This window comes from Neptunicella plasticusilytica, from assembly GCF_047922965.1.
Lineage (GTDB): Bacteria > Pseudomonadota > Gammaproteobacteria > Enterobacterales > Alteromonadaceae > Neptunicella > Neptunicella plasticusilytica.
Genome location: NZ_CP150481.1, coordinates 972088 through 984500, shown reverse-complemented (window position 1 = coordinate 984500; position 12413 = coordinate 972088). Strand labels below are relative to the sequence as shown.

Annotated in this window: 6 protein-coding genes; all 6 read right to left on the bottom strand. The window is 47.0% G+C overall.

Translation table 11 applies throughout. The features are described from left to right. Nucleotides 1–466: 466 nt before the first annotated feature. Nucleotides 467–1675: a D-mannonate dehydratase ManD gene (manD, locus tag V1467_RS04250; protein WP_416307563.1), complete on the bottom strand. Its 1209-nt coding sequence runs from the start codon at nucleotides 1673–1675 to the stop codon at nucleotides 467–469. Between the two features lie 19 nt (nucleotides 1676–1694). Continuing rightward, nucleotides 1695–4565, bottom strand: coding sequence for a glycosyl hydrolase 115 family protein (locus V1467_RS04245; protein ID WP_416307562.1), 2871 nt, complete (start codon nucleotides 4563–4565; stop codon nucleotides 1695–1697). A gap of 5 nt (nucleotides 4566–4570) precedes the next feature. Next, on the bottom strand, nucleotides 4571–6295 hold the full coding sequence (locus V1467_RS04240; protein ID WP_416307561.1) for a glycoside hydrolase family 43 protein: 1725 nt from the start codon (nucleotides 6293–6295) through the stop codon (nucleotides 4571–4573). 25 nt (nucleotides 6296–6320) lie between these two features. Next, nucleotides 6321–8072 carry a glycoside hydrolase family 9 protein gene (locus tag V1467_RS04235; RefSeq protein ID WP_416307560.1) on the bottom strand — a complete coding sequence of 584 codons (1752 nt, stop codon included), beginning with the start codon at nucleotides 8070–8072 and terminating at the stop codon, nucleotides 6321–6323. A gap of 202 nt (nucleotides 8073–8274) precedes the next feature. After that, nucleotides 8275–8973, bottom strand: a complete 699-nt coding sequence (locus tag V1467_RS04230; protein WP_416307559.1) for a PEP-CTERM sorting domain-containing protein — start codon at nucleotides 8971–8973, stop codon at nucleotides 8275–8277. Between the two features lie 266 nt (nucleotides 8974–9239). After that, nucleotides 9240–12374: a TonB-dependent receptor gene (locus V1467_RS04225; RefSeq protein WP_416307558.1), complete on the bottom strand. Its 3135-nt coding sequence runs from the start codon at nucleotides 12372–12374 to the stop codon at nucleotides 9240–9242. Nucleotides 12375–12413 lie beyond the last annotated feature (39 nt).

Sequence of the window (12413 nt, the reverse complement as noted above, 5' to 3'; positions counted from 1 at the left end):
GCTCCACTGTCGTCTCATTATTAACATTCATATTTGTGATTCCTGCTCTTGACGGCAAGTTAACTTGAAATCGTTTACAACGACGGATAACAAGCCAGACACATTCATCACAAGAATATCAATGTATCGTGAGGGATAGTGCGTGACCGGTTACACCCAGTCAAACGTTAGCGCAAATTTCGCAACATTAAAACAATAAATCGAAACATTTTGGTAACATTTAAGAAAGCGACGAAATATTTATATAATGGGCAACAAGAAATTAACTTTTATATTTCAAAAACAAATAGTTAAATAGATAAAAGTAAATTTACGTAAGCAGGATAATGATAAAAATTACAATCACAAAAGTCGGATTTAACAACGTCAGCGGCCAATGTAACTGTTTACATTGGCCTTATTTGTATTTAACAACATGCAAAGAAATGGATAATTGCGCGTTTTATTAAATCTAGTCCTCTATCGGCTACCAGTTCCACAAGGTACCGTCTTCCAGACGGTTGACCGGTAGGCAAGCTCGCTGATAAGGATACTTTTTAGCTAGCGTTTCATCGATATCAACACCATGACCGATTTTTTCACCTGGAGTGAAATAACCATCCTGATAGCGATAGTCACGAGTAAAAACCGATTCCATCAGTTCGCTATGCGGCATATGTTCCTGAATGCCAAAATTTGGCACCCAGTAATCAAAATGCAACGCGGCACCCATGCAAATAGGCGACAAGTCCGTCGCCCCATGACAACCGGTGCGCACATGATAGAGGGAAGCAAAGTCCGCTATACGGCGCAGCTGAGTAATACCACCAGCATGCACAACGGTAGAGCGAATATAGTCAATCAACTGATTCTGGATTAACTCGCGGCAATCGTGAATGGAATTAAACACCTCACCTACCGCTATCGGTGTTGTGGTGTGCTGACGGAGCAGTTTAAATCCATCCTGATTTTCAGCCGGCACCGCGTCTTCCATCCAGAACAGATGGTAGGGCTCCAACTCTTTACCCAAGCGCCCGGCTTCTATCGGGGTTAAACGGTGATGAACATCGTGCAACAAATGAATATCATCGCCATATTGACGCCGAACCTCGTCGAATAAGGTGGGGGTATAGTTAAGGTATTTCTCGGTCGACCAGACACTTTCAGAGGGCAGATCGGAATCGGCCGGTTCATACTTTCCACCGTCTTTGGCCACACCGTAAGTGCTGGCCACGCCCGGAATTCCGGATTGCACCCGAATAGCCTTGTAACCTTGATCAATCGCCTTGCCAACAGCATCCAACGTCGAGGGTAAATCGGCTCCATTGGCATGGGTATACACCATAATTTTATCCCGGCTGCGGCCACCCAGTAATTGATACAACGGCATATTGGCGGCTTTGGCTTTGATATCCCATAGTGCGGTATCCACTGCAGCAATCGCCGTCATGCCCACGGGACCACGACGCCAGTAGGCTCCCCGATATAAATACTGCCAAATATCTTCAATACGCTGCGGATCTTTGCCAATCAGCATCGGTACAACGTAATCTTGCAGATAAGATACTACTGACTTCTCGCGGCCGTTTAACGTCGCATCACCGACACCATACAAACCTTCATCGGTGATAATTTTTAATGTGACAAAATTACGACCGGGACAACATACAATAACTTTAGCTTCGGTGATCTTCACTCAATCTCTCCACAACACATTAAGGCAGATACTGGCTTGGCGGAGGCCCAAGGTAGCTGGGTTGCAATCCACCTGTATCAATAATAATTTTCTGTATAACCACGGCCGGATCCAGCATGTAAATTTTCAGCTTATGCGCGCCCGGTTGCTCAAGCTGATGTTCAGTCAGCACGCTACGTACACCATCACTAACAGCTTGCTGCCAATCGCTGTGCTGACTGTTGGCAAGAATATCAATCATCTGCGGTGGCTGATCGTCAAATCCGATAGCAAAACGTAATCCCCTTCCCGGCACAAAATTTAGCGTGGGAGCCACAATAGTGTGTACTTGTAATTGTTGTGGATTAAACAAGTACACATCATATTCAAGATAGGGTGCATTATCTGTATCAGTAAAGCGCTGATCCAGCGGTGCAAAACTCGACATAGCTGACTGTTCACGACCATATAAGGGGATTTCCTGCCAACCACTGCCAGCATGACTATTTGACGCCCTACCACTGGCAGCCATTATCGACACATAACCGTCGGCTTCAATAAAGCCCTGCTGAGGTTTTCGCTCAGGATTAAATGCACTGATATTCACGTTAGCGCCTCCCCATCCTGTGCCTTTAATCAACACAGAACCTGTCACCTTTCCTTGCGGTACTTGTTGCCAATCGATGCTGATCCAGACACGCTGTTCAACCAGCACATTACCTTTGGATTTACTAATTTTGATCCAGGGTTCTGATGCCGTGACCTCGTATTCAAATGAACGTTTTCCCTTGTTATAAATATCAATATAACGTCTGGACTGGCCATAAGGACTGAAGGTATCCAGACTTAATGCGCCGGTTTGTGGCCAGGCTGCAACACTACCTTCTACCGCGACGCCCATATCCGCCACATCAGCGGGCTGGTTTTGAGCCACATAAGGCAAAGTATTGGCAGGAGGATTGTTCCAGTGGGTATAGCCGATATGAGTCTGATCCATAAAATGATTCCAGCGGCCATCCTCCAACTGATGATATTGCTGGGTCAGCTCAGCATCTTCAGTAAATTTCTGCCGAGCCTGCTTGGCATATCGATTAGTACTAGCTCGCCCCTGCTGGGCATATAAACGGTTCTTCGCCACATTGTTATATAACTCGAACAAAATGCTGTTGGCCTTAATCGGGTGCAGCACCAGTTGAAAAAACGCGTTTTGGTTGTTTTGCGGAATCTTGCGATATAAAGATTCTGCTTGTGACACCAGCCCTTCCAACTCAGCAGAAATCCGCTCCGCCTCGTTGTAGTGCAATTGGCTATAGGTATTTTCGTCCAGCAGTTCGGGTTTACGTCTGGCGTTATGGCGGGTGTAGGCCGTAAGTAGATGTTCAATCTGTTCGGCGTATTGCGAACCAAACTGCTGAGCGGCCCATTGCTGACCAAATTCTTGTAGTTTCTCCTTCGGCCAACGCTCGGGATCCCAGGCCAAACGCAAGAAAAAGTCAGTGGGGAATTCCATTGGCTTTAAATCCCCCACATTGGTGATCCAGATGCGAGTGGCATCATACTGATAGGCCAGGTTCATCTGCTCCCAAACTTTGCTGATCTGGGTAGAGTTGATCCAGCGATAGGATCGCGGCCCCCCCACATAATCAAAATGGTAATACACGCCCGCACCGCCGCTACGCTTTCGTTCTTCCGGGGTAGGCAAGCGACGGATATTTCCCCAGTTATCATCCGACCATAACAGGGTCACATCATCGGGCACACGCATACCTTTCTCGTAATACCCCTGCACTTCCTTGTACAAGGTCCAGACCTGTGGCACCTCGCTAATATCCCGATCACTAAAGGTCTCTTTAAGGATTTGCCGCTGATCAGCCACAATTTCTTCCAGCAGGCCGATATTCTCGGTTTCACTCATCGGTGTATCTGCCTGGCCGCGCATCCCCAGGGTAAAAATACTTTCCAGATTTTTATGTCGCTGAGCACCTTGTTGCCAGAATTGGTACAGGTTGTCTTTATTAACCGCGTAATCCCATTTGCCTTTTCCGACCCGATCCCATTCCTTATCTGCGCGCATCATGGGTTCATGATGGGAGTTACTCATCACGATACCCATTTCATCGGCCAAAATTGAGTTATTCGGATCATCCAGACTAAAGGCGTTATTCCACATCGCTGGCCATAAAAAATTAGCTTTTAAACGCAATAACAACTCAAACACATGCTCGTAGAACTGGCTGTTGTAATCGCCAAATTTTTCCTTTACCCAACCAGTAAGCGCAGGCGCTTCATCATTCAGGAAAATACCGCGATAACGCACTTTGGGCTGATCCTGAATCAACGTATCTTTGTGCACAAACAGCTGTTGATGTTTTTTTATCGCCACATCGGCCCACCAATACCAGGGTGACACGCCGATTTTCTCGGACAAATCATAAACCCCAAAAATGCTGCCGCGTTTGTCACTACCCACAATCACCAGCGCCTTTTCAATGCCGGCAACAGGATTATCGACTGTCTGGATTATGAAAGCTTCCCATTGATCACGAATACCTGAAACGTTAATTTTGCCTGTCGCCACCAGCTTATCGATCAACTGACTATGACCTAGCGTACCAATAATAATCAGCGACGCAGCAGATGTGGACTCGGTCACTATCCGCCCCTGTTGACCCGTAACCTTAAAAATATCACCGTGCAGATTGCTAACCGCACGAATAACCCCCTTGTAATCCTGACTATCTACATACAGGCTGGCGACGTCGTTATTGTTGGCAACAACAAAATCGCCTTTTTGATAATCAGTACTGATATAACTTTCCTGCAACTCAGCATAAGCAGGAAAAGCAAGTAATCCAGCCAACATGATGGCAACGAGGTAGACCGGGTATATTTTTAGGGCGAACTGTTTCATGTTAATCACTTAGCCAGTTCCTGACGACTATGCAGACCTAACATGGTGCCAACAAAGCCCCCGGCGACTGAGGTACTGAGCGCTTTTCCATCAAGATTTTCGGCCAGTTCAACTGTATTTGAGCCCGCTAGCTGAAAAGAGAAACTGATTTTATCTTTGTCCCCCTCTACCCCTAACACTATGGCTTGACCGGGTTCGGCTTGAATATTACGGCTGGAAATCACCACAGGCTCATCACCTTTAGCCTGCTCAATAAACACCTGATAACCCTCTGGCGTCTTTTGAGTACCCAGATAATAATGAAAATGTTCATTCTGGAAGGCAACCAGCCCTGCCGAGAGCTGCCCTGTGTTCGGTAACAGCAATTCAGTCCGGGCACTATAAGTCATATGTTGTTGACGACGTCCGATGAAGGCCGGTTGTTGCAATGAACTCATTTTTATCGGCAGTGCCTGAATATCGATATGCCCGTCCTGTAACTGGTACCAGCTATGTTTAAAACTGCGCAACAAACTCCAGTGCGGACTGAGTTCGGCTTCCTCGAACTCGTCATGCCAAACAAAATTTCCGGTCAATTCATCGGTATTGGTTAACGCTGCGCTGGCGGCCGGTTTCTTCAGGCGATAGGGAATAGTTTTGCCTGTTTCCAAAATATGTGGCCAATCATCTTGCCAACTCACCGGCAACAAAAAGCTCTCGCGTCCGGTATTGTAAAAGGTTTTGTCGTACGAGCGGGTGGCCAGAAATACCGCCCACCAATCACCTTGCGGAGTTTGGATAATATCTGCGTGTCCGGCGGTGGTAATAGGATCAGGGCGGTCAATATCCAGATCACGCTGGGTCAAAATAGGATTATTTTCATAGGGAACAAAGGGTTCATCCAGACTACGAGTACGGAATACCACTTCCGAATGCTCGTAGCCGGTACCACCTTCTGCACATAGTAAATAGTACCAGCCATTAATTTTGTACAAATGTGGCGCTTCGATCCAGATGGGCTGTTTAGCCAAATCGGTTCCGCCGTTGACGATCACATGACCGGAATCTTTCACTACCTGTTTATTTTGCAGATCATATTCCCACATCCAGATGGCCCGGTGCCCCTGGTATAATGGCTCACCCATCGGCGCATCATTATGGGTGATATAGACTTTGCCGTCGTCATCAAAAAAGATATCCGGATCAATCCCGCCAATTTCCGGAAGCCAGACAGGATCAGACCATTCCCCGGCCGGATCTTCAGCCGTTATAAAAAAGTTACCGCCACTATCCACCGCGGTATTGATGATATAGAACAGACCATCATGATAACGAATAGTGGGAGCAAACAGGCCACGTGACACTCCCAAGTTTTCCATATTCAACTGTTCAGAACGGGTAAGCGCGTGACCAATTAACTTCCAGGTAACCAGATCGCGGCTATGTAAAATGGGTAGCCCCGGCGTATAGGCAAAAGATGAGACCACCATGTAATAGTCATCACCTTTACGGGTGATACTGGGATCGGGATAAAAACCAGCCGCAATGGGATTCTGGAATTCATTATCAGCCAAAGGTTTAGCAAAGACCTTGTCATTGCCTTCATATTCAAACCAGTTAAAGCGCGCCGACTGTTCGGATTTAGATGCCTGAATGGTGGTTGCAGGCTGTTCAGCCGCGGGTTGGCATCCAGCCAGACTCAAACCGACCAGCAACCATGCTAATCGACTGACGTATTTGTTGTTTCGCATTGTAATTATTATTTCCAAAGTGAATTTATTGTGTTTGCAATCCGGCAAGTACGTACACCAGTGGTGCATTCCAGTTAATCGCTATTTCATTGGTGGAATAACTGCAAACATCATCCAGATAAGACTTGGCGGGCAAATCAGAAGGATAAACACAATCATCCTGCTGACCGTTTTGTGCTCCTCCAGCAATAAAACCGGGCACCGGCTCAACAATACCATCTGCTTCTGACGGCCGATGATGGATATGCATGGGCGTTTTAGTGCCAAAGCCGGTCACATAGGAATAATCGGTGGGATTGCGGCCTAATACATAATCCAGCAATCCCAGCGCAGCATTACGATAATCCTGTTGTTCGGTCAAATGTTGGGCCTGCAATAACACCATCGCCTTGTTCAGTGCTACTGAATTGCTGCCCCAAACAAAATCATTATTTTGCATGGCCACCTGATAAGCCGACTGTTGATACTGCACAACGATTGAATCGGCCAACGCGGTTAACTTGTTACTAAAGCTCTGATAATCAGCTTCTGACAACAGCTCTTTGCCGTTAGCCAGCAGCGAGAAATAGCCCAATGCAGAAGTATTAGGCCAGCCGGGCACACTAAGCGTCACATCAAGCTGCTTAAATTTATCCAGATATTGCGTTTCATTCGTCAGCAAGTATAACTCGGCCGCTGCCCAGGCAAATTCATCGTCAAACTGCTGATCGCCATAACCGCCGGTCGATACATCGTCTGGTTGTTGATAGGCCACATTGCTATGCTGTTGCGCCCAATTCCAGGCGTTAATCGCCGCATCCCTATACTGTTGGGACAATCCCGGGAATTGACTATCAAACTCCGCGTAAATTCGACTAGCGACAGCCATCACAGCGGCAAAATCAAGCGCCGCAGCCGTGCCCTTTTGCACCACATAACGCTGAGCGGTGGCCTCTTCAGGCATCACCATTCCGGCAAAGTTGAGGGTGGTCAATTTATGATACACCCCGCCATCGGCCGGATCCTGCATCGCCTGCAACCAGTCCAGATTCCATTTGATTTCATCCAGAATATCGGGAACGGCATCATCGGATTCAGGGATATTCAGTTCACGCTGGGCATAGAACTGCGGATATTGTTCATAGGCAATCAGCAAGCTATATGTTGAAATACCCGAGTTCACCACATACTTGCCGTAATCGCCCGCGTCGTACCAGCCTTTAGGCGCAGAAATAATACTACCGGCAGGACGGGACTCTGATGCCGCAGAGGAATGAATTTTAACCTGGGTATCGGGATGTCCTGCCGCTCTGGCAAACTGTCCCGCATGCTCAGGTAACAATTCAGTGCTGGCGCGATTAAAATAATAGGCTTTTAGCGCGGCATCATGCACCGCGGCAAACACCTCATCATTGATTTCAAATGGGCTGGATGGCGAAAAACCTTCCACTTCAAGCCGATACTGACCGGCAACCGAGAAATCCGAAAAATCGGCGATGCTGACACTCTCGTCCGCCGGAGCCCAATTGGATGGGGTAGCTAACTGCCCGGAATAGACCTCACTCCCCTCAGATACAGACACCAGTCTAAAGCTGGTTGCCGTACTGGCCGGTACTACTGCAATTTTGGCTGAACCGGTTACAAAACCCAACTGGTTCAATTTAATCAAATTTTGACTGTTTTCTACCGGAGGTGGCACAACCGGAGGTACAACAGGCGCGGTAGTGGCTTTCTCTCCCCCGCCACAGGCGACCAACAATAGACTTGAACTTATTATTAACAGATTGACTTTGCGCATCGTTCTTTGCCATTCGTATCCCAACATGCCTAAATTAGAAGGGAAATAAGCAACATGTTCAAACTAAATCCCTTATGAAATTAGTCGATGTTGATTGCTTTATCTGTTTTTGCGTACAAAAAATTAACAATTCCCCTTTTCTTCATCCAATAAAAAAGCCCGCTTATAAACTAAGCGGGCTTTAGAGAGAGATTCGGCTAATTTATTTTCTACGTGATAACACCAGACCAATCATTCCAAATACCAAAAGTATAATACTGGGAGGTTCAGGAATAGAGCTCTTAGAAGTGACAGTCCCCGTTGTTAAATACTCAATCGAATTAGAAAGTAATAGCAGATCATCCGCTGTAGCTTCTGATCCGTATACATTCCAACCTATATAAATATCTGCGCCGGATACCGCCAGCACATTATTAAAAATATCGGTTCCCACTGAAGCATTAGCCAGTCCAGGAATATCTGTAGCCCATCCAACCCAGCTCTGCGACATGTCAAATATAGTGGACCCGTAATGAAAGGTTCCAAATGACGACCAATCCGAGCTTAATCCTGTTAAAATTGCATGACTTCCTGTTAGTGTAATTTCAACAGGTGTTCCCTGTGGAAAACCTGCTAGTGGAGTACCATAATAAGTATTAGCAATATGATCTTGTCCCCAGTCGGAAATTTGAAGATAAGGAATTCCAACAAAATCGGCGGTGTGCATCGATGGCGCACCGATAATCAAATCAAGCGATCCGTCAATAACATCAGTAACTGTATGTCCAAGAGATGTTAACGTACCCAATAATTCATTGACTTCTTTATCATATATCCCATTTGCGACTCCAATTAATGCAGCATTAGCATTGCTGACACATAACGTAAGTAACAGTGCGATAAGTGGACTTATTCTTTTCATATTCGATTTCCTTTCGTTACAACATTTTTTAATAATAGTTAGCTAAAGCTTCTGGCAAGCACAATCTGCACCACAATAACTTTTTCCTTATATAACAAACAGATAGAATCAACATTACAATAAAAGATGAATTACACTGTAAACTTTATTGACATTAATTTGTTGATAAATAAGCCAATTATCTGTCATCCAATAAAAAAGCCCGCTTATAAACTAAGCGGGCTTTTGGCAACAAGCGTATCGGTAATGATAAATAGTCATCATTATTACATTTTGACTTGCACACCCAAGGTTAAGCGGCGCTCACCATAGACCCGACTATCCAGATTAGACTCCCACTGGTGATAGTTTTCCTGATATTCCTCTGTCAGGTTGGTGCCCTGCAAGGAGACGGTAACCAGTTCGTTAATATCGTAGCTGACAGAGGCATCAATATAACTGGTGGCCGCCGTCCAGTAGGCAAACTGGTAGGCGCCTTCGTATTTAACCCCGTTAAACATCTTGCTGCGGTAATTATGCGCGATACGGGCCTGCAGGCCGTCTTTTTCATACCATAAAGCCAGGTTGGTTTGATGTTTGGAATTACCTATTCCGGGTAATGTTTCACCATAATAATCCCGATCATTACTGTCACTGGGCGAATAGGTATAGTTGGCCGTTATGCCAAACCCACTCCAGAAGCCATCCAGGAAATCAAACCCTTGCTGATAACCAATTTCGGCACCATGATTCCAGTCGCCTGAGACTTCAAAGGTTTCGGTGGTCTGAATAGGCACCGTACCGGTAAATTCACCGGTAGTCAGGTTGTAACCCCGCACCACACCATCACTGTCAACAATATCATCACGCTGGATCAAGGAGGTGCGGAACTCTGTATTACCTCGCACCCAGAACATACCAACATTGAGCATGCCGGTTTCGCTAAAATACCATTCGTAAGACAGTTCGACATTGTCGTTACGGTTAGGCTGCAAATTCGGGTTGCCGTCCTGCCCACCACCGGTAGCACAGAAGACCTCTTCCCCCTGGGCATTGGTGATACCACAGTTTTTCACCCGGTTGACAGTTAAGCCGCCCGCCAGTTGATCGGTATTGTGCGTAGACACGGTTTCGGTATAGGAAAAACGTACAATCTGCTCTTCATCCAGATTGAGCGCCAGGTTGATAGCCGGCAAAAAATCACTGTACTCGTTGATAGTATTGATCTTGTTACCATCCGGTTGCAGGATCCCCGGTCCGATCAGAAACTCCTGACCGTTAAAGGTCGCCACTGTACCTTGCAGCCCCTCACTTTGCAGGATATCAAACTCGGTTTTGATATAACGGAAACCGATATTACCGCGATAGCTCATGCCGGCAATTTCGCCGTCCAGATTGGCCTGCACGTACACCGACTGGGTTTCTTCCTGCACGTTGTATACATTGGCGGCATCCGGCACCAGTACATTGGTACCGTAAATTTCATTATGCCAGGCAATGGGATCTTTCATCGCCTTGGGGTCGATAAAGTACAACGTACCTAAACCGGTTGTACCATGAAAATCACTGATACCGGTGATCATGCCTTTTTCATTCAACTCGGTAAAGGACATAGGCGGGATATAGGATTCCAGCGTCAAGGGCGCCTGGGTGGCGGTATCTTTCCAGCGTGCCAAAAACGCATCGCCATAGGCGTTAGTGCGTGCCACACCGCCATACCAGCCATCTTTGGACACTTCCCGCTTGCCATAACGCACCCCAAAATCGATGGAACGCAGCATATCCAGCGCATCCCACTCCAGTGCATAAGAGCCATCCAGCCTGACCACATCCAGATCAGCATTGGAAAACTCGCCATACAGGTTACTGGATTTGTTGCTGTAACGATTCAGGTTACTTCCCAGCACTTCGCTGGTTACCGTGCCATCTTGTTCGGTAATGTCCAGCGTGGGCAGTACCCAGTTCTGGGTGCCGTTTTCATATGAGATATGCACCGGAATCTGGGTATAAGCACCATCCACCACGCTGCCATCGGGCATGGTAGCCGGCAACCCGTCATAACCCCAGGGATTGGCATCACTGATAAATTCGGTACCTGGGCCATGATAGGTATCGCCAATCTGCGAACCGGAGGTAATAAAAGAATCAATAATACTGCGACTCATATCATTTACCGCCTCGCCATGTACCCAGCGAATCTTGCCGGTCAGCGCACCGCCATTATCAAACGCCAGTTCCAGATTGGTATTCAAGGCTTCCTTGTCCACCGCCCAGGTCTGAGTATGGGTTTTTACCGCACGGGCCTGATAATCTGCTGACTGGATGGTGTAATAATTACCTTCATTGGTAACAAACTCACCATCGACAACGGTAATATTCGGATATTCGCTGACCTGATCCGGCGTATACCAGCCGGTAACGCCCTGCCAGGCCTGACTGGCAACAATACCGGCAAAATACTGATACTCTTCCAGCTTGGTATAAAACACATCTCCCGTCAGTTGCAGCGAATCGGTTAGTTGTACTTGTATCGACGCATTAACCCCGGTGCGATCCCGATCGATAAAACGATTACTGGCCTGATGCCCCTGAAAACCGTAATACACATCGTTGAAATCACCATCGCCGTTAACATCCACATTATCCTGCACAAAGTTGGAGGCTTCAGCGGCATTAAACGACCAGCCGCCATACTGTCCAGGCTCACCGCCCTGGGAACCGTTGGTATAGTCGGCCAGATAATTACCGGATTTGGACAAATTCAGGGTAAAACCGAAATCCTTATCATGGTTGTAGCCCACAAAGGCCGATAATGCGCCATCGGTTTCTTTACCCAAAGAACCACGGGTGACCTCTGCCTTACCCAGCATGGTCCAGCCATCTTCGAGCATAAAGGGGCGGTTGGTCTTTAAATCAATAGTACCAGCCAGGCCGCTGACAATATTACGAGCCTGAGAGGACTTATATACATCCAGCCCCGATACCATAGTCGAGGGAATATCGGCAAAATCCGGTGTAATGGTGGTGACATTGCCGGCCGACAACATTTGTTCACCGTTGAGGGTAGTCGTCACATTACCGTTACCACGAATGTTCACTAACGCACCTTCACCTCCTGAGCGGGTGATCTGAATACCGGTAATACGCTGCAACGAATCGGCAATGGTCGCGTCCGGCAACTTGCCGATATCCACCGCTGAAATAGAATCCACCACACTACCGGCAAAGCGTTTGGTATTGATTGACTGCACCAGTGAGCCGCGAATACCGCGTACCACAATCACTTCGGTATCTTCACCCTGTTGTGCTTGCTGTTGAGTTTCAGTTTCCTGTGCCTGTGTCACTCCTGGCAATAACATCAAACCGGCCAATATGCTGACAGACAGCTTGTTATATCTAAAATTTCTGTACTGGAAAGACATAATTCGTTCCTATTGTTCAATTCTGTTTAGCAATACGGC

Coding starts and splice junctions, on each gene's coding strand:
- V1467_RS04240 (WP_416307561.1), bottom strand. CDS start 6,295: ATGCGAAACAACAAATACGTCAGTCGATTAGCATGGTTGCTGGTCGGT.
- V1467_RS04225 (WP_416307558.1), bottom strand. CDS start 12,374: ATGTCTTTCCAGTACAGAAATTTTAGATATAACAAGCTGTCTGTCAGC.
- V1467_RS04245 (WP_416307562.1), bottom strand. CDS start 4,565: ATGAAACAGTTCGCCCTAAAAATATACCCGGTCTACCTCGTTGCCATC.
- V1467_RS04230 (WP_416307559.1), bottom strand. CDS start 8,973: ATGAAAAGAATAAGTCCACTTATCGCACTGTTACTTACGTTATGTGTC.
- V1467_RS04235 (WP_416307560.1), bottom strand. CDS start 8,072: ATGCGCAAAGTCAATCTGTTAATAATAAGTTCAAGTCTATTGTTGGTC.